Origin of the sequence: Desulfovibrio sp. ZJ746 (assembly GCF_011039155.1) — a bacterium.
In the GTDB taxonomy this organism is placed as follows: Bacteria; Desulfobacterota; Desulfovibrionia; order Desulfovibrionales; family Desulfovibrionaceae; genus Desulfovibrio.
This window is the reverse complement of sequence record NZ_JAAKEK010000005.1, coordinates 113,633-134,374: the sequence shown is the minus strand read 5'-3', so window position 1 is coordinate 134,374 and position 20,742 is coordinate 113,633. Positions and strand designations below refer to the sequence as shown.

The following is a 20,742-nucleotide window of genomic DNA, read 5'->3' as shown; positions in this document are numbered from 1 at the left end:
TATGGCTTCAATCGCGCCTTCCCCTCCGGCGCCCCGTAACTTCGGGGAGGAACTTCCCTGGGCCGTCCTGCTCGCGGCCGGCAGCGGCAGGCGCCTCGCGGCGGCGCTGGATGGGCGCCCCAAGCAGTTCCTCCTCTTTGAGGGGGTGCCCCTCTACTGGCGCCCGGCGCAGGTGTTCGCCCACAGCGGGGCCGTGGGCGGCATCGTGCTCGTTTTTCCCGAGGCCGCTCTTGAGGTCGAAGCGCGCCGCCTGGACGCCCTCGGCGCCGCCGATGACCTTGGCATCCCGTGGCTCGCCGTGGCCGGGGGCCCCCAAAGGCAGGATTCCGTGCGCCTCGGGCTCGCCGCGGTGCCGCGTCATGTGCGTCAGGTGCTCGTCCACGATGCCGCGCGGCCCTTCGTGAGCGCGGCCCTCGTGCGCCGCATCTGCGCCGCGCTTGCCGGGGGCGCCCCGGCCGTCATCCCCGGCCTCCCCGTCACCGACACCATCAAAGTGGTGGATGCCGACGAGCCGGAACTGGCCGTTGGCACGCCGCCGCGCGCCCTCCTGCGCGCCGTGCAGACGCCGCAGGGCTTTGACGCCGCCCTCCTGCGCGAGGCGCACGAGCGCGCCCGGGCCGACGCGCCGGCCACCGATGACGCGGCCCTCATGGAAGCCCTGGGCGTGCCCGTGCGCATCATCCCCGGAGAGGCGGAAAACGTGAAAATCACCAACCCCGAAGACCTGGCCCTGTTGCGCGGGGATGCGCCCGCGTCCCTCCCCTGCAACGGCCTGGGCTACGATGTGCACCGCTACGGCGGCGGGCGGCCGCTCAGGCTGGGCGGCGTGGAGATACCCGGGGCGCCCGGCGTGTTCGCCCATTCGGACGGCGACGTGCTCCTGCATGCGCTCATGGACGCCATCCTCGGCTGCGCTTCCCTCGGTGACATCGGCCAGCATTTCCCGGACAGCGACCCGGCCCTTGACGGCATTTCCTCGGCCCTCCTGCTCGACCGCGTGCTGGAGCTCGCCGCGGGCGCCGGCATACGCCTCTGCCATGTGGACCTCACCGTGGTGGCGCAAAAGCCGCGCCTGGCGCCGTGGCGCGAGGAGATCCGCAATACTGTGGCCTCCCTGCTGGGGCTCGCACGGCATGAGGTCAATCTCAAGGCCACCACCGAGGAGGGGCTGGGCTTCACCGGCCGCGTGGAAGGCATCAAGGCCTGGGCCCTCGTGAGCGGCCTGCGCCCCGCGAAGGATTGAAGCATGGACACCGATGTTTTGCGGCCGTGGCTCGCCCATTATGAGGATTTCGTGCCCCACGAGGTCAAGCCCTGGGACAGGCCCCTCTACGCCATGCTCGACGACGCGGCCGAGGCCTATCCCAAGAGGCTCGCCGTCATCTTCCAGAACACGCGCATCACCTACCGGGCGCTGCGGGAAAAGGCCGAGCGCTTCGCCGGCGCCCTCAGGCGCATGGGCGTGCGCCCGGGCGAGCGCGTGGCCATCATGCTGCCCAACCTGCCGCAGACCATCATCGCATTCTGGGGCGCGCTCAAGGCCGGGGCCGTGGCCGTGATGACCAATCCGCTCTACATGGAGAAGGAGCTCGTCCAGAACCTCACGGACGCCGGCGCCAGCCACATGATCCTGCTGGACCTGCTCTGGCCGCGCGTGGCCGCCCTGCGCGGGCGCCTGCCCATCCGCAACTTCATCGTCACCGGCATCGCGGACGCGCTCTCCTTCCCGCTGGACCTGCTCTACCGCCTGAAAGAGCGCCGCAACCGGCCCGACGTGCCCCGCAACGACAGCGCGGTGCATTTCTGGAGATCGTTCACGCGGGGGGCCGAGCGCCATTCCGAGCCCGTGGCCTCGCCCAAGGACGATCTTGTGCTGCTCCAGTACACAGGGGGCACCACGGGCATCTCCAAGGGCGTGGAGCTCACGCACGCCAATATCGGCACCAATTGCCGGCAGGTGCTGGACATCATCAATATCAAGGCGAGGGAGCACCAGACCTTCATCTCGCTCCTGCCTTTCTTTCATGTTTACGGGCTCACCATCGCACTCATCATCCCGGTCTATATCGCGGCCACGGTGCTGCCGCTGCCGCGCTATGTGCCGCAGGACGTGCTCAAGCTCATCGCGAAATACCGGCCCTCGGTCTTTCCCGGCGCGCCCTCCATCTACATGTCCCTGCTCCAGCAGAAGGATCTCGCCCGCTACAACCTGCACAGCATCCGCATCTGCGTTTCCGGCTCGGCGCCGCTGCCGCGTGATGTGTTCCTGCGCTTCCAGGAGGTGACGGGCGCGTCCATCCTCGAGGGCTACGGGCTCACCGAGGCCTCGCCCATCACCCACTGCAACCCGCTCGGAAAGGAGGGGCAGCGCGCCAATTCCATCGGCATGCCCATCCCGGGTACGGACGCGCGCATTGTGGACATGGAGGCCGGCGGCCTTTCGCTGCCCCCCGGCAAGCTCGGCGAGATGGTGGTGCGGGGCCCGCAGGTGATGAAGGGCTACTGGAAGCGGCCGGACGAAACGGCCAACGCGCTGCGCAACGGCTGGCTCTATACCGGCGACCTCGCCACCATGGACGAGGACGGCTACTTCTATATCGTGGACCGCAAGAAGGACATGGTCATCGTGGGCGGCTACAATGTCTACCCGCGCGAGGTGGACGAGGTGCTGCTGGCGAACCCGAAGATCGCCGACGCCGTGACCGTGGGCATCAGCGACGGCATGCGCGGCGAGACCCTCAAGGCCTATGTGGTGCCCGAGCCCGGGGAGGCGCTCACCAAGGCCGATGTGGTGTCATGGTGCCGCGCGCGGCTCGCGTCCTACAAGGTGCCGCGCCTCGTGGAATTCCGGGAGGAGCTGCCCAAGACCATCGTGGGCAAGGTGCTCAGGCGCGCATTGCGCGAAGAGGAAGAGGCCAGGCGCGGGAAGGGCCGTGCGGAGGCGGCAGGCAGCGACGGGGCCGATGCGGACGGCGCGCCCGCGCGGGCTGAAGCCCCGGCGCAGCAGGACACCGCGCCGAAAAAACAGGCCTGAGCCGGCTCAGAAGGCCGACGGGTCCACGATGGAAAGCAGGCGCGAACAGCCGCCGAGCAGGAGCAGGGTGAGCAGGGCGGCAAACGCACGCCATGCCGCCGCGGGGCGCCCGGCTCTTCGCGGGGCGCCTCCCCGTCTCTTGAAACTGTCCATGCGGGCCTAGCCGAGGTCCCAGTCCAGGCCGAAGGTGTCGTGGAGGATGCGCACGGCGAGCTCCACATACTTCTCCTGGATGAGGATGGTGATCTTGATTTCCGACGTGCTGATCATGAGGATGTTGATGCCCTCCTGGGTCAGCGCGGCGAAGGCGCGGGCGGCCACGCCCGAATGGTTGCGCATGCCCACGCCGATGGCCGAGACCTTGGCCACGCTCACGTCGTGCAGCACTTCCGAGGCGCCGATCTTGCGCGCCACCTCGTCCATGATCTCCAGCGTCTGGGGCAGGTCCTTGCGGGTGATGGTGAAGGTCATGTCCGTGTGGCCGTCCAGGCTCGTGTTCTGGACGATCATGTCCACGAGCACGCCCCGTTCCGAGAGCGGGCCGAAAACGGCCGCGGCCATGCCGGGCACGTCGGGCACGTCGCGCAGGGTCACGCGGGCCTGGTCCTTGTCATATGCGATGCCGGAAACAAGAACCGCTTCCATGCTGGAATCCTCCTGGGTGACGAGAGTGCCGGGGTCGTCGGTGAATGTGGAGCGCACATGCACGGGCACCTTGTACTTCTTGGCGAACTCCACGGAACGGATGTGGAGCACCTTGGCGCCCATGCTCGCCATTTCCAGCATTTCGTCATAGGCCACGCGCTCCATCTTGCGCGCGGCTGAGCAGATATTGGGGTCGGTGGTGTAGACGCCGTCGACGTCGGTATAAATCTCACAGTCCGCGGAATCCAGCGCCGCGGCGAGCGCCACGGCCGAAGTGTCCGAGCCGCCGCGCCCGAGGGTGGTGATGCGGCCGTCGGCGGTCACGCCCTGGAAGCCGGCCACCACCAGCACGTCGTAGTGCCCGAAAAGGCGCCGCAATTCCTCGCTGTTGATGGCGATGATGCGCGCGCGCCCGAAATCGTCGTCCGTGGTGATGGGCACCTGCCAGCCCAAAAGCGAACGGGCGCTTACGCCCGCATCCTTGAGCAGCATGGTGAAGAGACTGACGGACACCTGCTCGCCGGTGGAGACAAGCACGTCGCATTCCGCCCTGTCCGGCGCGGGCGACCACTCGTCGGCCAGCGCCAGGAGGCGGTTGGTCTCGCCGGCGCGCGCCGAGAGCACGGCGATGACCTTGTTGCCGCGCGCGAGGCCGTCCAGCACCTTGCCGCGCACCATCTTCATGCTCTCCAGCGTCGCCACCGAAGTGCCGCCGAACTTTTGCACCAGAATCTTCATGCCCAACCCCGGTTAGCCATTGCGCGGCAGTGTGCCGCCTGCGGGAGCCTGTGGCCGTGCCCCTCTGTGGCTGGTGCCCGGGCCGCCTTCAGGCCATGGCCCTTGCCAGCGCGGTGGCAAGGGCTTCGCCGCGGGGGCCGGCACCTTTGAGGAGCAGGAGCCTCGCATCATCCTCCATCTTGAAGGAGATGTCCAGAAAATCCTCGGGGAGCAGGCTGGCGTCAAGGCTGTCGGCCCATTCCACCACCGCGAGCGCGTCCCCGGCGTCAAGGGCGTCCGCGAGCTCCTCCGGCGCGTGCCCTGGCGAGCGGTAGAGATCGCAGTGCACAAGGGCGGGCGTGGTGGGGTAGATATTGCAGAGCGTGAAGGAGGGGCTTGAGACCTCGGCCTCGTCCCCGCCCGGGAGCGCGCGCACGAGCGCGGCCGTGAGCGTGGTCTTGCCGCTGCCGAGCCTCCCGCGCAGGAGGAGCGCGCGCACGCCGGAGGCGGGCAGAAGCTCCCCGAGCAGGCGCCCGAAGCGCCCGGTATCCTCAAGATTTTTCAGCCTCACGCGGGCCATGGCAGGCGACGCTCCCAAACGCCGGCGGAGTCTGGAGCAAGCCCCGCGCGCACCTGCGGCAGCGCGTCGGCAAGCTCCGAGGCGCGGCAGCCGCGAGCGGGGAAAGCACACCCGAGTTCGCGCCCGGCGAGCGCATGCAGGGCAACGCCAATGGCCGCCGCGCGCAGGGCCGCGCCCCCCTGTCGGCTGCCTTGGGCGAGCAGGGCGGCGATGCAGCCGGCCAGCACATCGCCGGAGCCGCCCATGGCCAGCGCGGGCACCGCATAGGGCGAAAGGAACACCGGCGACCCGGCCTGCCCCACAAGGGTGCCGGCGCCCTTGAGGACGACAGCGGCCGGGGAGAGCCCGCACAGGGCGGCGAGGGCTGCGGGGCGATCCCCCTGGATATTGGCGGTGTCGGTGGCGAGCAGCGCCGCAGCCTCGCCGGGATGCGGCGTGAGGACATCGGCTGCGGTCAGCCGCGAGAAGAGCGACCGCTCATGGGCAAGCAGGATGAGCGCGTCCGCGTCGATGACCGCCGGCGGCCGCCCAGGGAGCGCCAAGAGCGCCGCGAGAAAGGCGGCGGCATCCTCGCCTCGGCCCATGCCCGGCCCCACGGCGAGCGCCGTGGCCCGGCCCAGCGCGGTGAGCAGGTTTTCCGGCAGTTCCCGGGGCCAGAGTTCGGCGTCCTCCGGGCCGAGGCCCACGGTCATGATCTCGGGCCAGCCGCTCCTGATGGCCGCAAGGGCGCTTCCCGGCGCGGCCGCGCTCACGAGGCCCGCGCCCGCGCGCAGGGCCGAAGCCGCCGCCAGGTGCCCGGCGCCGGACAGGCCCGGTGCGCCGCCAATGACGAGCACATGCCCGAAGCTGTTCTTGTAGCTCTCCGGCGCGGGCGCGGGGAGCGCGCCGAGGGCGTGCCCGTCCAGCAGGTAGTGGCGCACGGGCCGGCGCACCGGCGCCGGCATGCCGATGTCGCCCACATGGAGGCAGCCCACCCAGGGGGCGGCATGCGGCGGCACGAGGCCGGGCTTGGCCGCGGCGAGGCTCACGGTGGCGTGGGCGCGCACGGCCACCGGGGAGGGGCGCCCGCTTACGGCATCGAGCCCGGAGGGGATGTCCACGGCGAGCACGAAACAGCCGGGAAGCCCCGCGGAAAGGGCGTTCATCCGCTCGATGGCGGCCTGCATGTCAGGCCTGAGCGTGCCCGAAAAGCCGGTGCCGAGCAGGCCGTCCACAAGGATGCGCGGCGGCGCGCCCCCGGCGGCGAGGGCGGACGAGATGGCGGCGTCAAGTTCCGCGAGGGGCGCCGTGCGCACCCCGTTGGCGCGCGCGAGCGAGAGATGGAGGCCGCTTGCCCCGCCCGCGGCTTCCAGCGGCCGCGCGTGGAAGAGCAGGGGCTGCGCGCCCCTGTCCGCCAGCAGGCGCGCGATGCAGGCGGCGTCGCCGCCATTGTTGCCGCTGCCCATGAAGAGCCACACGGGCGCGCCCTCCACGTCCGGGCAATGGCCGAGCAGCACATCCAGCGCCGCATGGCCGGCATTTTCCATGAGCATGGCCGGGGAAAGGCCGAGCGCCGCCGCGTCCGCGTCCCATTGCCGCATCTCTTCCGGGAGGGGCAGGGGAGGGAGCAGGGCGCAAAAGTCCGCACGTGTGTCCATTAGGCCTCCAGCACCACCACGGCCACGGCGTGGGAGCGTTCATGGCTGATGGAGAGATGGGCCGCGCGCACGCCCAGTTGCCCGGCCCTTTGCCGGGCGTGCCCGTGAAAGACGAGGCCGGGCGCGCCCGTGGGGGCGGGCACCACTTCTATCTCGCAGGGGCCGATGCCCCCGGAAAAGCCCGTGCCGAGAGCCTTCGCCGCCGCCTCCTTGGCGGCGAAACGGCCCGCGAGCAGGGAGGGGCGGGGCGCCTTGGGGAGCGCGGCCAGCTCCCCGGGCGCGAGGAATTTTTCGAGGAAGCGGCGCCCGAAGCGCGCATGCGCCGCCCGGATGCGCTCAAGCTCCGTCATGTCGATGCCCAGGCCCACGATCACCGGCCTCACCTCCGCTCGCTTGCCCGCCGGGGAAAAATCGTCTATGAATGCCGGCTGCGGCAACGCATTCTGGCGTCATCCCGGGCGCGGCGTCAAGTCGCCGGGGGGCCAGGCGCGGGCCGCATGCCAGCAAGAACGCCAAGCGCGGGGAGAGCGAAAAATATGAAGTTGTGTATCGTCGGTACGGGCTATGTGGGCCTTGTCAGCGCCGCCTGTTTTGCGGAAATGGGCAATACCGTCACCTGCGTGGACGTGAATCCCGCAGTTGTGGAAAAGCTCAATTCCGGCTCCGTCCATATCTATGAGCCCGGGCTCGAGCCCATGGTGCGCCGCAGCCGCGCCGACGGGCGCCTTACCTTCACCACCAGCCTCGCGCAGGGCATCGCCGACGCCGACTGCGTCTTCATCTGCGTGGGCACGCCGCCGCTGCCCGACGGCTCCTGCGACTTGAGCTATGTGCGCCAGGTGGCGCGCGAGATCGGTGAGACCATGCGGAAGGACCTCGTGGTGGTGGACAAGTCCACGGTGCCGGTGGGCACCGCCGACATGGTGCGCGGCATCATTGAGGAAGAGCTGGCGGCGCGCGGCGCCGACCTCAAGGTGGAGGTCGTCTCCAACCCCGAATTTTTGAAGGAAGGCGACGCCATCGCCGACTTCATGAAGCCCGACCGCGTGGTCATCGGTACGGAATCACCCCGGGCGGCCGAACTCATGCGCGAGCTCTATGCGCCCTTCGCGCGCACCCGCGACAAGATCATCGTCATGGCCGTGCGCAGCGCCGAGATGACCAAGTATGCCGCCAACTGCATGCTGGCCACCAAGATTTCCTTCATCAACGAGATCGCCACCATCTGCGAGCATGTGGGCGCGGACGTGCGCGACGTGCGCGTGGGCATCGGCTCGGACTCGCGCATCGGCTACCAGTTCATCTACCCGGGCGTGGGCTATGGCGGCTCCTGCTTCCCCAAGGATGTGAAGGCGCTCATCCAGACCGCCGAAGACGCCGGCGTGGACCCCATGCTCCTCAACGCGGTGGAGGCGGTGAACGCCCGCCAGAAGGCGCACATGGCACGCCGCATCGAGGAATATTTCGCGCCGCAGGGCGGCGTGGCCGGCAAGACGCTGGCCCTCTGGGGGCTCGCCTTCAAGGCCAATACGGACGACATGCGCGAGGCCGCTGCCATCAGCATCGTGAACGCCCTCACCGGCGCCGGCATGAAGGTGCGCGCCTTTGACCCGGTGGCGGCCGACAACGCGCGCCGCATCTTCGCCGGCAACCCGCTGGTGGAAATCGTGGACGACCAGTACGCCGCCTGCGACGGCGCCCAGGCGCTGCTCGTGGTGACGGAGTGGAACCAGTTCCGCAACCCGGATTTCGCGCGCATCAAGTCGCTCTTGACTGCGCCCATCCTCTTTGACGGCCGCAACCTCTATTCGCCGCAGGCCATGGCCGACCGGGGCTTCGCCTATTTCTGCATCGGCCGCGCGCCCGGGGCGTAAAGCCCTGTCAGGGACGGGCGAAGGCCCGCCACCACGCGAGCACAGGCAGCAAGATGGCCAGCGTTGCCCACAGCCACTGGGGCGGCGCTGGCCATTTCCGTTTCTGCGAGAGGCCCTCCCCCATCCCCAGCACGAGCCCGGCGCAGAGGCCGGCCACATGCGCGAGATAGTCGGTGCGCTCGCCCTCCGTGCCCAGCATGGCGAGCAGCGCCGCGCCGGCGGCCACGGGCAGCAGCATCTCGCGCCGCCCGGCCTGGCGCAGGGCCATGAGCCCCGAGAGCGCGCCGATGCAGGCGAAAAGCGCGGTGGAAAAGCCGATGCTTTCCACCGGCTGGCGCCTTAAGATAACGGCCAGGCAATTGCCGGCGATGCCGCCCGCAACAGTGAGCCACAGGGCGCGCCCGAGGCCGGCGCCGCGCGCGAGCAGCGCCAGGAACAGCGCCCCGAAGGCGAGATTGCCGCAGAGGTGGGCGGCATCCGCATGCAGGGTGAGGGCCGTGACCGTGCGGTACCATTCGCCGTGCAGCCGCACCTGCAGGGTGTCCAGCGCGCCGGCCGTGAGCCACAGCCGCGGCGGCGGGAACGCTTCCGGCGCCGGCCACCAGCCCACGCGCATGCCGTGCCAGACGAGCAGCGGCAACAGAAAGCAGCCGGCGAGCTTCCAGCCCCGGTGGACGGGGGGCGGCGGTGCCGGGGGCCGGCGGCGCTCGGCGTCAAAATCCGTAAGTTCCCGCAGGGCCGCGCTTTCCAGAAGCGGCGGCACATAGAGATATTCCCTGCCGCCGAACTGGGAAAGCCGGTACGGGATCGCGCAGGCGCTGAGCACGAGGCGCCAGTCGCGCCGCTGGCGATAGCTCGTGAAGCCGTGGGCGCCCGTGATATTGCGCCAAAAGGCGGGGATGAAGGCCGGCCTGACGCGCCAGTGGCAGCCGTGGACGCGGGGCAGACTTGGCGCGTCCGCGCGGGGGTGGGCATGCGGCATGGAGAAAAGAGGAAAAGAGCCCCGGCATCCACTGCCGGGGCTCCCGGGATCATTCGGAGGGCCCGGGCCTAGTCCGCCTTGCGGACAGCGGGCTTGGACACAAGGCCGGAGCGCAGGCAGCGGGTGCAGACCGTGAGCGTCCGCACGCTGCCGTCGGGGAACTGGTGGCGCACGCGCTGCAGGTTGGGGTTGAAGCGGCGCTTGGTCTTGATGTTGGAGTGGCTCACCAGGTTGCCCACCTGGGGCTTTTTGCCGCAGAAATCACATTCCTTGCTCATGTGTTCCTCCATATATGCGCTGAAAACTGTCCCACATGGGAGGCACTCCCGGCGGGGAACGCATTACCGTCAGGCGCTTACCGCGTGAACGGCGAACATAGTCCCTTCCTGAAGAAAATTCAAGTATTTTCCCGAGGGCCGCGGATGCGGAACACTGGCGCCCCGGGCGGAGCCGCCGGCAGGGAGGCGCAGCGAGCTTGACAAGCGTGCGCGCCGGCCTTAAGTACCCCGTCTTCTCCGGCGCGGGTCGCGCCGGGAAGTCGCCGGGAATTCCCCTGTGCGAGAAGCGGCGGCCCTGTGCCGCCACAGAGGAGTCATGCTGAAATGTTGAGTTTTGCAAGAAACGAGCGCGGCATCCGTCTTGCTTCCGCTGCCATCGTTCTCCTGCCCGTCGTTGCCCTGATCGTCTCCACCAGCCGGTCGGCGCTGCTTGACCTCACGGTGGCCCTCGTCTACTGCGCCTTCGCGGCCGTGGCCTTCATGGGCCTCTTGCTGGAGCGCGCCGAGGAAGAGGAAGGCAAGGAATAGCCCTAAAGCGGGGGCCGCCCCGCGCCGCCTTTCGGCGGATGTGTTCACCTGAGATGAGCCCGGTCTTCACAAAAGGCCGGGCTTTTCTCCGCGCGGCACCCTGCGCGGCCGGGGAGGGCCGACAAGGGCGGCTTGCAAGGCCGGGCGTTTCCGGCTAGCTTGCTCCTTTATTCTCAGTTATTTCGCAGCGCGGAGACAGTATGAGCGACTTTTCGGGAGAGCGGGGCCGGCCCCGCCAATCAGGCGCGCCGGCTGAACGGCGCCGGCACGCGGGCCCGGGCGCGGGCGGCAAGGCCCCCCGGGATACGGGCCAGGGCCGGGAGCGCCGCACTGAAAAAAGGGCCCCGGGCGCGCCTTCGCTGAAAGACGCCGTGGTTGACATCGACCGCGACATCCTGCGCCTGCTGCTCAAGCGCCACAACCTGCTGGAGCGCATGCGCGGCGGCAAGCCCCGGCTGGACCCGGCCGAGGAGAAATTTCTGCGCGAGGCGTGGCAGAAGGCCGTCGCCCGCGTGAGCCGCGATGCCGACCTTTCCGGCCGCTTTTTCGCCCTGATGCAGGATGCGGCCTTTCTGCCGCGCCCCGTGGCCCCTGAAAGCGAGGGCGGAGGGTCGGAAACGCCGGCCCACGGGGGCGAGCGACGGGAAGCGTTCAACCTGGCGCCCCCGCACAAGCCGGTGGAGATCGCCCTCACCGCGCCGCTTTCCTGCCGCGAGACGCGGGCGTGGCTCTTTCTCGCCGCGGCCTCGGGGCGGCCCTTGCAGCTCACGCCCTGCCTGATGAACGACCCTCTCGTGGACCTCATCAAGGCCCTGAACCAGCTCGGGGCATCGGTCACGCGCGAGCAGGACGCGGTCGTGGCCCGGCCGGCGGAGCCCATGGGCCGCCCCGACAAGGTCGTTTATGTGGGCGACAGCCTCTGGAACCTCTTTCTCCTGCTCGCCTTCTATGTGGGGCGCCCCTCCCGGGTGAAATTCCTCGGCGAGACGGAGCTCAAGCTCGTTGATCTCTCCTCCACGCGGCGCTTTTTGCCGCAGCTCGGCGCCCGCTTCACCCATGTCATCCCCCGCAGTTCCGGGTTGCCCGCGCGGCTGGAGTGCTCCGGCATCGTGCCCGGCCGGGCCGACCTGCCGCCGGATGTGCCGGCCGCCCTCGGCGCGGCGCTGCTCCTGGCCGCGCCCTTCTTTGAGCGCGAGTTCACGCTCGGGCTTTCCGGCCATCCCGGGCGCGACGAAGTGCTCGCCTTCGCCCTGCCGCTGCTCAGGAGCGCCGGCATCGCCGTGACCGAACAGGACAGCGCCGTCACCGTGCAGCCCGGCATGCCCAGGCTGCCGCAGGCGCCCGCGCTCCCCATGGATGCCGGGCTCGCGGCCTGCCTCCTGGCCCTCGCCATGCCCCTGGGCGGGGAGGTGCGCCTTGCGGGGGCGTGGCCCAAGGGGCCCGAAGCGGCTGCCGCCAAGGAGGTTCTGGAGGCCCTGGGGCTGCCGCTGGCGGCCCGGGAGGGCGCCCTTGGCGTAAAACTGGAGGCGCCCCGCGCCCCCGCGCGGCTTTCAACGCTGCCGCTGGCGGCGCTGACGGCCCTTCCTGAAGGACTCACGCCCCTGCCGCTGGCCCTCGCTGCCTGCGCGGCCCTCTCCGGCGCCGAGGCGGATACGCCCGAGGCCGCGCTCGCGGCCCTGCGCTGCCCGCCGGCCCTTGCCGCGGACTTTTTTGCCGCCGCGGGGCTGGAGCTCGTTGACGGCGCCCTGCGGCGGAGCCCGGAGCTTCAGCGTGACGCCGGCAAAGAGTTTTCCGCGCCCGTCTGGAACGCCCCGGCCCCGGCCTGGGCCCTGGCCCTCGCGCTCGCCGCCTGTGCGCGGCCCGAGCGCTGCCACGGATTCCGGCTCGGGAATCCCGGGGTGCTGACGGCGCTGTATCCCGGCTTCTGGGCCTTGTATAACGGCCTGCCCAAGCCGTCGCCAGGGAAGCGGGAAGAGCCCGAAGCCGTGGCCCCGGCCCGTGGGCGGCGCATCCGCACAACCCTGGCAGCGGTGCTGCCGCCCGAGCCGGAGGCCGACGAATGGTGAGCAACGACGAAGCCCAGGCGCGGCACCCTGCGCGCGAGCGCATGCTCCGGCGCCTCTATGCCGTTGACCGCGCCAATGGCCGGCTCTTCCGCATGCTTGCGCGCCGGGCATCCGCCAAGGGCCCGCATGTGCTGCTGGACAGGCTCGCCTTTCATTGTGACCAGCGCCTCACCGTCATCCAGCAGCACATGGAGGGGCCGCTCCCCCCGAAGCGCCTTTCGGTGCGGCTGGCGCTGTGCCTCTTGCGCGTCCTCTTCTGGGGGCTCGCCCTGCGCATCATGGAGCGGCGCCTCCAGCGCCAGTCGCGCCGCTACAGCCGCCTCGAGCGGCACTATCCCCTCATGCCCGGCGCCGTGGAGGCCGTGGACGCCGACGCCGAAAAACTCGGGGCCTTTCTCGGCGACAGCGATGCCGACACCTTCATGAGCGCCGTGGTATTGGGCCTCAACGACGCGCTGGTGGAAATGACCGGCGCGCTCGCCGGCTTCACCATGGTGCTCCAGAACAACCGGCTCATCATGCTGGCCGGCTTCACCACGGGCATCGCGGCCACGCTCTCCATGGCGGCCTCGGAGTTTTTCTCGCAAAAGGCGGCGGCCGACGGCGGCCAGCCGCGCCTCGCGGCCATGTATACCGGCCTCGCCTATCTCGTCACCGTCCTTTTGCTTCTCCTCCCCTTCATGCTCGTGCCCAACGCGCTCACGGCCCTGGCCATCTGCATGGTCATCGCCTGCCTCATCATCCTGGTCTTCACCTGGGTGGATGCGCTCCTGCGCGGCACGAGCTTCTGGAGGGGCTTTCTCCAGATGGCCGGCATCAGCTTCGGCGTGGCGTTGGCCATCTTCCTCCTGAGCTGGCTCGTGCGGGCGTGGCTCGGTATCGAGATCTAGCGGCGTTTTTCCGGCATTTCAGCTGAAAAAAGGAGCCCGCAGAACTTGCGGGCTCCTTCGCTATGTTCACCGTTTGCGCGCCGTCACTACTTGGCGGCGGCCTCCTGCTGCGTCACCGGGCGGTAGTCCTGCCCGAACCAGACCTGCGGCGCCTCGGGGAAGGTGGGCAGGATCTTGGTCCACGGGTTCTGCTGCAGGAATTCGTGGTCCTGCTGGAGCTTGCGGCTCATCTTGAGCATGGGCGGCACCAGCTTCTTGATGTCCTGCGCCATGATGGGCGCGATGCCCCAGTTGGTGGCCTGCTCGGCGAGCTCCACGGCCTTCTGGCTGCACTCCATGGAGGTCATGAGCGTGTCCAGCGACTTGGAGGGATTGTGGAAGCCCACGCCGTTCTCGGCGGAGACATAATCCCAGAACATCTGGCCCTTGCGGTTGATCTCGCGCGCCTCGGCCATGAGCTTGTCATAGTCGGGCGACTTGGGGCCGTCCCAGAGCATGGCCTGGCGGATGGCCTCGTGCGCGCGCACCGAAGCCTCCTCGGCCTTGAGCAGCTGGTTATACGTCTTGGACTGGACATAGAGCACCCGGCCCTTGAGGTATTCGGGCGTCTTGTCGTAGTGGCACTGGCGGCAGGCGCGCAGTTCCGGGTCCTTCAGGGGCGAGGTCATCCAGTGGCTCGAGAACTTCGCCCCGCCCTGGCGCATGTAGGGCATGTGGCAGTCGGCGCAGGTGACGCCTGCCGAGCCGTGGGGGCCGTTGCTCCACATCTCGTAGTCCGGGTGCTGCATCTTGATGCACGGCGTCTTGGAGGCGGCGTGCACGAAGTCCACGAACTGGGTTTCCTTGCCCTCGGCGTTCTTGGGGCCGTGCGACTTGTAATACTGGTACATGTCCTCGGGGTCGAGGCCGTTGTCCCACGGGAAGACCGGCTTGGCCGTGGGGCCGTTGCCCTTGGCCGTGAAGTAGTATTCCACATGGCACTGGGCGCACACGAGGCTGCGCTTCTCGTTGCGCGAGATCTTGCTCCACTCGCGGCCCGAGCGCTTGAGCCAGTCCTGCAGGGGCACGGAATAGAGCCTGAGCTCCATGGTGGCCGGGTCATGACAGGTGGCGCAGGAGATGGAGTTCTGGATCTCGTTGATCTTGTCGGGCGCGCGGAAGCTGTTCACGTCCTTGGCCCAGAATTCGTCGCCGTATTCCTTGATCCAGTTCATCATCTTGGGCGTCTTGCAGTTCCAGCAGGTCGCCGGCAGGCCGCCCTTTTCCGCATAGCGGTTGATGCGGTCGATGTTGACGAAATCCTCGATGGCGCGGGTGTGGCCCCTGGTCTCGTTGTATTCATACATGAAGGGGTAGCCGAGCCACAGGTTCTTCAAGTAGGGCTGGGCGTACTTGTAGCCCACGGGCAGGGGGTTGACGTTGTCGTTCTTGTGATAGGGGATGGAGCCCTTGTAGACCGTCATCTCCTTGTCACGGTTATTCCACATGTAGGTTTCGTACTGGTTGGGGAACTGCTGCTTGAAGGCGTCCATGGAGATGTTGTCCGGGTTGATGCCCGTCTTGTAGGTGGGCGCCTTCAATTCGGTATTGACATCGTTGCAGCCGCACACGAGCAGCGCCGCGAGGGCGATGCAGCTGAGAGAAAAGCCTTTCCTAATCATAGCCCACCGTCCTTTCGCTTATGGGAGTGAGACGCCTGTGCGCGACGCTTCTGTGGCAATCCGTGCAATAGGGCTTGACGGCCATGCTGGCCACCGTGGCATTGACCGGCGCGTGGCAGTTGATGCAGTTCTGGTTGACCACGTCGCGGTGCCTTTTGGAGGCCGGGATGGGAATGCTCTTGCCCTGGAAATTGCCGATGATGTCTTCAGCACCGGCCTGGGCCTTGAAGGGTATCTTGGCGAGCAGGGCATGCGGCGCGTGGCACTCGTTACAGGAAAGTTTCGCGTGCATGCCCATTTTCTGCGTCACCGCCGCCTCGTGCATGATATGGCAGGTGGCGCAGAACTGCCGCTGGTCGGTTGCGTTCAGCGCCCAGGCGAACACCGCGGAGAGCACAACGCCGATGACAAGGCCGCTGAACAAAAATCTCCACACATGGGACGCAGGCTTTTTGCCCGGCCCGTTCCTGGCACCATCCATGAGTCCCCCCTTGATCAGGCAGTTCAGGTTGCGTGGGCCTTTTCCTGAAGTATAGCTGCTTTGGAAAATTTTTGCAAGAGGCGGTTTCAACATTGACAGAAAGGCGGCCTCGGGCCAAGCTGCCGATTATTGCGTTGATAAAACAGGAAGTTATATGCAGCAGGGCTTTCTCGGCTATGGCAGCGCGTTGCTCGCCACCATCATCTGGTCGGGCAACTTCGTGGCCGCGCGCGCCGTGGCCGCCCTCATCCCGCCGTGGCAGTGCAATTTCTGGCGCTGGCTCGTGGCGCTTTTGGTCATCCTGCCCTTCGCATGGAAGGGCCTTGGCAGGGACTGGCCCGCCATCCGCCGGGAGTGGCGCTACCTCTCGTTCATGGCGATTCTCGGCGTGACGCTCATGAACACGCTCATCTACAAGGCCGGGCAGACCACGGCGAGCCTCAACATGGCGCTGCTCGTGCCAACGGCGCCCATCGTCATCCTCGTGTTTTCGCGTGTGCTCTATGGCGAGCCCATCACGGCGCGGCGCCTTGCCGGCGTGCTGCTCGTGCTTGCCGGGGTGTGCCTTCTGGTGAGCCGGGGCGACCTCGCCACGCTCACAGGGCTCACCTTCGCGAGCGGCGATGCCTGGGCGCTTGGCGGCGCCTTCTGCTTCGGCCTGTATTCGCTCTTCATGCGCCGGCGCCCGCGGGAGCTCTCGGCCCTGGGCTTCAATGTGGCGACCTTCGCCCTCGGCCTCCTGTTCTCGCTGCCCTTCACCGTGGCCGAGGCCTGCCTTTTGCCGTTGCCAAAACCTGAGCCGGCGGTCATCATCAGCATCATCTATACCGGCGTGGGCTGCTCCTTCGTGTCGTTCTGGCTCTGGACGCTGGCCGTGGACAGGATAGGCCCGGTGAAGGCCGGCATCGTGTATTACAGCCTTCCGGTCTTCGCGGCCGTGGGCTCCTTCCTCATATTGGGCGAGCGCGTGACCGGGGCGCAGCTCGCGGGCGGCTCGCTCGTCATCGGCGGCATCCTCGCGGCCACCTGGCCGCACAGGGACGCAACAGCACAACAAGGAGAAAAGGAAGATGGACGCACAAAATAAGGCCGAAGCCGCGGGCGCCCGCCCGCGCGTGGTGCTCGCCACGCGCAATGCCGGCAAGATCGCCGAGCTCTCAGGCCCGCTCGCGGCCTTCGGCGTGGAGCTCGTGGGTCTCGATGCCTTCCCCGAGATCGGCGAGATCGAGGAAAACGGCGCGACATTTGAGGAAAACGCGCTCATCAAGGCCCGCGCCGTGGCCAAGGCCACGGGCCTGACAGCCATCGCCGACGATTCGGGCCTCATGGTGGAGGCGCTTGGCGGCGCGCCCGGCGTGTATTCGGCCCGCTATTCGGATGATTGGGAAATGCTGCCCGGCGAAAACCGCGACCGGCGCAATATCCGCAAGCTGCTCGCCGCCATGGCCGACGTGCCCGAGGGCGAACGCGGCTGCCGCTTCGTGACGGCCATGGCCGCGGTGCGGCCGGACGGCCGCGAGCTCACCGTGCGCGGGGAGTGGCCCGGCACCCTCCTTGCAAGCCCGCGCGGGAGCAACGGCTTCGGCTATGACCCCGTGTTCCATGACGCGGAAGCGGGCCGCACGGCGGCGGAGCTCAGCCGGGAGGAAAAAACTGCCCGGAGCCACCGGGGTAGGGCGGCCGCGGCCCTGTTGGCGCGCTGGGCGGCCTTCATGGGTGCCTGAGGACCCAGGGCCCCGGCCTCTCCCGGTGCCGGCATTCCGTCGCCGGCGCCAAATGTTTGAAAGGCTCTAAACTTTTTCTCGCAAACGCCGATTGCCCTGAAAGAGGCGCCCATGCTTGTCCCGCGGTTGCGGGGGGGGCCGGCGCGCCCCCCGGCCCGGCCCGGATGCGGCGAACATGTTTGCACACATCTTGCAAAGCATTGGGCGCAAGAACAGGCAAGCAAAGTTTTCCGTGTACCGGCCCCGGGGCGGGGCAGAATATTTCACGGCAAGAGGCGACCATGGGCATCAGTATTTCCGGTTCCAACTCCATTTCCGGTCTCGGCGGCAACGATACCGATTTTGACAAGGTATTGACGCAGCTCAAGCAGATCGAGAAGACCCAGCTGAACCGCCTGGAAGCCTGGAAGAGCGACTGGAAACTGCGCTATGACGGCTTCACCCAGATCATCGAGCAGATCCAGGCCGCCAGCAGCATGCTCTCGCAGTTGAGCGACAGGAACAACTTTGTCTCCAAGCTCGTCAATTCGAGCAATGACAATATCCTCACCGCCGTGGCCAATGCCTCGGCCCAGGACGTGCAGCACACCGTCAAGGTGAACCAGGTGGCGAGCAACGCCATCTGGGCCAATACCGGCCATATCTTCGAGTCCAAGACGGACATCATCAACACCACCGGCGAGAACCAGTATTTCAGCTACACCTACGCCGGCAAGCGCCACGACTTCAAGGTGCCCCCCAACACCACGCTGGATTCCTTTGTCAGCATGGTGAACAATTCCTCGGAAAATCCGGGCATCAAGGTGAGCCTCATCCAGACGGGCTCGGGCTATGTCTTCCAGGTGGCCGGCAAGGACACCGGCGCCGCCAACGACCTCATCATCCATGACAGCAAGCTCGTGGGCATGGACGCCTCGGGCTCCACCTCCACCTGGCAGACCAACGCGGCCCTCGACCTTGACCAGTCCATGACCGCGCCCACCAAGTATGTCTTCGACCTCGTGCTCGCCAACGGCACGAAGAAGACCGTCACCGTGAGCGGCGACAAGTCGCCCGAAGACCTGTGCGTGGCCCTGGAGAATGCCGCCGGCAAGGGCGTCATCAAGGCGTCAGTCGATGAAAACGGCACCCTCACCGTGTCGGGCGTGCAGTCCATCAGCCGGCGCACCAACAAGGACGACGCCTATGTGCCCGCCTCCACCCAGGTGACGCTTTCTGGCGAGCTCAAGAACAACAAGGGCGAGTACGTCAAGCTCAATGCCACGGGCGGCCTCGCCGAGGGCCTCGGCGACGACGACCTTATCTCCTTCACCATGGAGATGGAGGACGGCACCACCCGCACCTTCGAGATCAAGGCCGGCGCCACCAAGCGCGACCTGCTCGTGCAGATGGCGCAGGCGACGCAGGAGGGCTCGAGCCTCGATATCGGCCTCTATGGCAGCAGCTGGGGCACCAATCTTTCCGGCGTCACGGGCGTGACCTTCGCGGCGCAGAACGGCGACCCGCTCAACGAATCCGCCCTCAAGACCAAGACCACCGAAGCCAAGGGCGTCAAGGACACCCTCGGCGGCAGCGTTTCCGCCACCACCACCCTGACCTTCAAGAGCGGCAAGCTCTCTGACCGTCTCGACGGCAAGGAGGCGGGAAAGGATACCGAAGACCTCGTCTACACCCTGACCACCAGCTCCGGCGAAGTGCTCTACCTGAAGGGCCTCAAGAGCGACATGACCAACGAGGAGTTCCGCGACGCCATCAAGAACGGCGACGGCCTCGTGGATGCCGACGGCAATGCCGTCACCTGGGCGGAGAAGGGCATCAGCATGGCCTTCGACGAGGACGCGGGCACGCTCGCCATGGACGGCATCCGCGGCTTCACCCTCACCACGGGCGCGCTCACGCCCTCGGGCTATACGGCCAGCCTTTCGGCCACCACCACCATCACGGCCACCAACGGCGCCCCCGGGGCCACCTCCTCGGGCGACCTCTTTTTCCAGCCGGCGGAGGGCGGCTTCCAGCTCGAGAAGACGCCGGATCTCGTCTATTCCATCACCACCAACAGCGGCGCCAAGGGCACCCTGACCCTCGCCTCCGGCACGTCCATGAAGGATGTGCTTTCGGCCCTCAAGGACCCCACCCATGCCGGCTGGGCCTGGACGGACGAAGCGGGCGACCCGGCTTCCGCCCCGGCGGACTTCGGCGTGAAGTTCACGGATGCCAGCGGCAACGAATATCTGGACGCCAGCGGCAACCCGCTCTCCCTCGACGCCATCGACGGCCCGGTCTACCTGAGCTTCGACAATGTGCAGGCCGCCTCGGGCCCGGGCGTCACCGGCCAGGTGGCGACGAGCTCCAACTGGAATATCCAGCGCGCGGCCAATGCCCGCTACCAGGTGGACAACTGGCCCATCGAGATGGAATCGGCGAGCAACAAGATCACCGATGTCATCGAGGGCGTGGTCTTCACCATCCAGGATACCGGCGAGGCGCGCCTTGCCGTGAGCACGGACATCACCTCGGTGGAGCAGTCCATCCAGAACTTCCTGGATGCCGTCAACTCCGTCCTGCTCACGGTCAATGACCTCATGAAGTATGACGAGACCAAGGAGGTCACGTCCAACGACCCCAACGACATCGGGACGGACAACTATAGCCCCTCCGGCCTCACCAACCAGAAGGGCGGCATCCTGATGGGCAACTACGGCGTGCAGCTTTTCAAGTCGCGCTTCTCGAGCGTGCTCTCCTCCTCGCCGCCAGGCTTCAAGAGCCGCCAGTCAGCCACGGACATGCTTTCGGGCGACGTGCTCGCGAGCCTCGCCAACCTCGGCATCAAGACCGATACGGACGAGAACAGCGACACCTACGGCCTCCTTGTCATCGCTCCCAATTCCACTCTTGCGGAGCTGCAGTCCATCGACAAGGAAAACTACAGCAACATGATCACCAACAACCTGGAAGCCGTGGTGGATTTCTTCTGCGCGAGCGGCACAGGTTCCTCCACGAGCACGGATTTCCGCTACGGCAGCCATGTCGAGGGCATCACCAAGGGCGGCAACTACGAAGTCTCGTACACGGTGGACGAGGACGGCAACATCACCAAGGTGATGGTGGGCGGCGTGGAGGCCAAGCGCGACGAGAGCCAGCCCGGCTATTATTACAGCGTGGCCTCGGGCGATGCGCGCGGCCTTTCGCTGCTCATCGACGACCTCACCCCGGGCGAGCATCCCCCGGCCGGCGCCGAGCCCATGTATGTGCGCATCAAGCAGGGCCTCGTGCAGACCACCCAGAGCTTTCTCAAGAGCGAGCTGGTCTTCAACGATGTGAACATCTCGGCCAATTCCACGCAGAAGCAGATCGAGGACGCCATGGCGCTCAAGGCCCAGAACGGCGCCCTCATGTCCCTGCGCGACAATTACATGAACGTCATGAAGAACATCGACGTCAAGATCGAGCGCGAACAGCGCCGCCTGGAGACCTGGGAGGCGCGCCAGAAGGCCATTTTCGCCAACCTGGAGACACTGCTCAAGCAGTATGACGAAAAGCAGACATCCCTGGAAGCGCAGCTCAAGCAACTGAGCGGCAACAGCTAGGGCAGTCGGATAGATGAGGGCCGCTCCGGCTGGCGGGCCGGCGCGGACACCACAACGG

18 protein-coding genes are annotated in these 20,742 nt (G+C 67.5%); 9 read left to right on the top strand and 9 right to left on the bottom strand.

Going from position 1 to position 20,742, the window contains the following annotated elements:
- Position 1: 1 nt before the first annotated feature.
- Positions 2–1,243 (top strand): 2-C-methyl-D-erythritol 4-phosphate cytidylyltransferase, encoded by a 1,242-nt coding sequence (ispD, locus tag G7Y54_RS09080; protein WP_165078990.1) that lies wholly within the window; start codon positions 2–4, stop codon positions 1,241–1,243.
- A 3-nt stretch (positions 1,244–1,246) separates the two neighbouring features.
- Positions 1,247–3,034: a long-chain fatty acid--CoA ligase gene (locus G7Y54_RS09075; protein WP_165078989.1), complete on the top strand. Its 1,788-nt coding sequence runs from the start codon at positions 1,247–1,249 to the stop codon at positions 3,032–3,034.
- Positions 3,035–3,040: 6 nt separating this feature from the next.
- Here the strand turns inward: G7Y54_RS09075 and G7Y54_RS09070 are convergent, their stop codons facing one another.
- From G7Y54_RS09070 to G7Y54_RS09050, 5 genes are all read right to left on the bottom strand, one after another.
- On the bottom strand, positions 3,041–3,187 hold the full coding sequence (locus tag G7Y54_RS09070) for a hypothetical protein (RefSeq protein ID WP_165078988.1): 147 nt from the start codon (positions 3,185–3,187) through the stop codon (positions 3,041–3,043).
- A gap of 6 nt (positions 3,188–3,193) precedes the next feature.
- A complete protein-coding gene (locus tag G7Y54_RS09065) occupies positions 3,194–4,417 on the bottom strand; it encodes an aspartate kinase (RefSeq protein WP_165078987.1) in 1,224 nt (407 codons plus the stop codon).
- A gap of 88 nt (positions 4,418–4,505) precedes the next feature.
- The gene (gene tsaE, locus G7Y54_RS09060) at positions 4,506–4,976 is read right to left on the bottom strand and encodes a tRNA (adenosine(37)-N6)-threonylcarbamoyltransferase complex ATPase subunit type 1 TsaE (RefSeq protein WP_165078986.1); all 471 of its coding nucleotides are present in this window, start codon (positions 4,974–4,976) and stop codon (positions 4,506–4,508) included.
- Complete coding sequence (locus tag G7Y54_RS09055) at positions 4,964–6,613, bottom strand: NAD(P)H-hydrate dehydratase (RefSeq protein WP_206214942.1); 1,650 nt, start codon at positions 6,611–6,613, stop codon at positions 4,964–4,966. The genes tsaE and G7Y54_RS09055 overlap by 13 nt, the downstream gene beginning before the upstream one ends.
- Positions 6,613–6,987, bottom strand: a complete 375-nt coding sequence (locus G7Y54_RS09050; RefSeq protein ID WP_165079085.1) for a holo-[acyl-carrier-protein] synthase — start codon at positions 6,985–6,987, stop codon at positions 6,613–6,615. The genes G7Y54_RS09055 and G7Y54_RS09050 overlap by 1 nt, the downstream gene beginning before the upstream one ends.
- Before the next feature lie 162 nt (positions 6,988–7,149).
- On the opposite strand from G7Y54_RS09050, the gene G7Y54_RS09045 reads away from it, so the two are divergent.
- The gene (locus G7Y54_RS09045) at positions 7,150–8,487 is read left to right on the top strand and encodes a UDP-glucose/GDP-mannose dehydrogenase family protein (RefSeq protein WP_241159440.1); all 1,338 of its coding nucleotides are present in this window, start codon (positions 7,150–7,152) and stop codon (positions 8,485–8,487) included.
- 7 nt (positions 8,488–8,494) lie between these two features.
- Here the strand turns inward: G7Y54_RS09045 and G7Y54_RS09040 are convergent, their stop codons facing one another.
- Positions 8,495–9,469, bottom strand: a complete 975-nt coding sequence (locus G7Y54_RS09040) for a rhomboid family intramembrane serine protease (protein WP_165078984.1) — start codon at positions 9,467–9,469, stop codon at positions 8,495–8,497.
- Between the two features lie 68 nt (positions 9,470–9,537).
- The gene (rpmB, locus tag G7Y54_RS09035) at positions 9,538–9,747 is read right to left on the bottom strand and encodes a 50S ribosomal protein L28 (protein WP_165078983.1); all 210 of its coding nucleotides are present in this window, start codon (positions 9,745–9,747) and stop codon (positions 9,538–9,540) included.
- Positions 9,748–10,071: 324 nt separating this feature from the next.
- On the opposite strand from rpmB, the gene G7Y54_RS09030 reads away from it, so the two are divergent.
- The 3 genes from G7Y54_RS09030 (at position 10,072) to G7Y54_RS09020 (ending at position 13,231) form a co-directional block, all read left to right on the top strand.
- Positions 10,072–10,275 carry a hypothetical protein gene (locus G7Y54_RS09030; protein ID WP_165080242.1) on the top strand — a complete coding sequence of 68 codons (204 nt, stop codon included), beginning with the start codon at positions 10,072–10,074 and terminating at the stop codon, positions 10,273–10,275.
- 371 nt (positions 10,276–10,646) lie between these two features.
- On the top strand, positions 10,647–12,341 hold the full coding sequence (locus G7Y54_RS09025; protein ID WP_241159439.1) for a 3-phosphoshikimate 1-carboxyvinyltransferase: 1,695 nt from the start codon (positions 10,647–10,649) through the stop codon (positions 12,339–12,341).
- Entirely contained in the window at positions 12,335–13,231 is an 897-nt protein-coding gene (locus G7Y54_RS09020) for a VIT1/CCC1 transporter family protein (protein WP_165080239.1), read from the top strand. Before G7Y54_RS09025 ends, G7Y54_RS09020 begins: the two co-directional genes overlap by 7 nt.
- Before the next feature lie 86 nt (positions 13,232–13,317).
- Here G7Y54_RS09020 and G7Y54_RS09015 read toward each other — a convergent pair whose 3' ends face one another.
- Together G7Y54_RS09015 and G7Y54_RS09010 are read right to left on the bottom strand one after the other, a co-directional pair.
- Entirely contained in the window at positions 13,318–14,892 is a 1,575-nt protein-coding gene (locus tag G7Y54_RS09015; RefSeq protein WP_165078979.1) for an ammonia-forming cytochrome c nitrite reductase subunit c552, read from the bottom strand.
- Positions 14,885–15,373, bottom strand: a complete 489-nt coding sequence (locus G7Y54_RS09010; protein WP_165078978.1) for a NapC/NirT family cytochrome c — start codon at positions 15,371–15,373, stop codon at positions 14,885–14,887. Before G7Y54_RS09010 ends, G7Y54_RS09015 begins: the two co-directional genes overlap by 8 nt.
- Before the next feature lie 154 nt (positions 15,374–15,527).
- On the opposite strand from G7Y54_RS09010, the gene G7Y54_RS09005 reads away from it, so the two are divergent.
- The 3 genes from G7Y54_RS09005 (at position 15,528) to fliD (ending at position 20,684) form a co-directional block, all read left to right on the top strand.
- A complete protein-coding gene (locus G7Y54_RS09005; protein ID WP_165078977.1) occupies positions 15,528–16,460 on the top strand; it encodes a DMT family transporter in 933 nt (310 codons plus the stop codon).
- Complete coding sequence (gene rdgB, locus G7Y54_RS09000; protein ID WP_165078976.1) at positions 16,444–17,097, top strand: RdgB/HAM1 family non-canonical purine NTP pyrophosphatase; 654 nt, start codon at positions 16,444–16,446, stop codon at positions 17,095–17,097. The genes G7Y54_RS09005 and rdgB overlap by 17 nt, the downstream gene beginning before the upstream one ends.
- A gap of 281 nt (positions 17,098–17,378) precedes the next feature.
- Positions 17,379–20,684 (top strand): flagellar filament capping protein FliD, encoded by a 3,306-nt coding sequence (fliD, locus tag G7Y54_RS08995; RefSeq protein WP_165078975.1) that lies wholly within the window; start codon positions 17,379–17,381, stop codon positions 20,682–20,684.
- Positions 20,685–20,742: the final 58 nt, after the last annotated feature.

What these genes read in the sequence shown, in the direction of transcription:
- G7Y54_RS09070 (WP_165078988.1), bottom strand. Translation starts at nt 3,187, where the DNA reads ATGGACAGTTTCAAGAGACGGGGAGGCGCCCCGCGAAGAGCCGGGCGC.
- fliD (WP_165078975.1), top strand. Translation starts at nt 17,379, where the DNA reads ATGGGCATCAGTATTTCCGGTTCCAACTCCATTTCCGGTCTCGGCGGC.
- G7Y54_RS09075 (WP_165078989.1), top strand. Translation starts at nt 1,247, where the DNA reads ATGGACACCGATGTTTTGCGGCCGTGGCTCGCCCATTATGAGGATTTC.
- G7Y54_RS09020 (WP_165080239.1), top strand. Translation starts at nt 12,335, where the DNA reads ATGGTGAGCAACGACGAAGCCCAGGCGCGGCACCCTGCGCGCGAGCGC.
- G7Y54_RS09055 (WP_206214942.1), bottom strand. Translation starts at nt 6,613, where the DNA reads ATGGACACACGTGCGGACTTTTGCGCCCTGCTCCCTCCCCTGCCCCTC.
- G7Y54_RS09030 (WP_165080242.1), top strand. Translation starts at nt 10,072, where the DNA reads ATGTTGAGTTTTGCAAGAAACGAGCGCGGCATCCGTCTTGCTTCCGCT.
- G7Y54_RS09005 (WP_165078977.1), top strand. Translation starts at nt 15,528, where the DNA reads ATGCAGCAGGGCTTTCTCGGCTATGGCAGCGCGTTGCTCGCCACCATC.
- G7Y54_RS09045 (WP_241159440.1), top strand. Translation starts at nt 7,150, where the DNA reads ATGAAGTTGTGTATCGTCGGTACGGGCTATGTGGGCCTTGTCAGCGCC.
- rpmB (WP_165078983.1), bottom strand. Translation starts at nt 9,747, where the DNA reads ATGAGCAAGGAATGTGATTTCTGCGGCAAAAAGCCCCAGGTGGGCAAC.
- tsaE (WP_165078986.1), bottom strand. Translation starts at nt 4,976, where the DNA reads ATGGCCCGCGTGAGGCTGAAAAATCTTGAGGATACCGGGCGCTTCGGG.
- G7Y54_RS09040 (WP_165078984.1), bottom strand. Translation starts at nt 9,469, where the DNA reads ATGCCGCATGCCCACCCCCGCGCGGACGCGCCAAGTCTGCCCCGCGTC.
- G7Y54_RS09015 (WP_165078979.1), bottom strand. Translation starts at nt 14,892, where the DNA reads ATGATTAGGAAAGGCTTTTCTCTCAGCTGCATCGCCCTCGCGGCGCTG.
- G7Y54_RS09065 (WP_165078987.1), bottom strand. Translation starts at nt 4,417, where the DNA reads ATGAAGATTCTGGTGCAAAAGTTCGGCGGCACTTCGGTGGCGACGCTG.
- G7Y54_RS09010 (WP_165078978.1), bottom strand. Translation starts at nt 15,373, where the DNA reads ATGGATGGTGCCAGGAACGGGCCGGGCAAAAAGCCTGCGTCCCATGTG.
- ispD (WP_165078990.1), top strand. Translation starts at nt 2, where the DNA reads ATGGCTTCAATCGCGCCTTCCCCTCCGGCGCCCCGTAACTTCGGGGAG.
- rdgB (WP_165078976.1), top strand. Translation starts at nt 16,444, where the DNA reads ATGGACGCACAAAATAAGGCCGAAGCCGCGGGCGCCCGCCCGCGCGTG.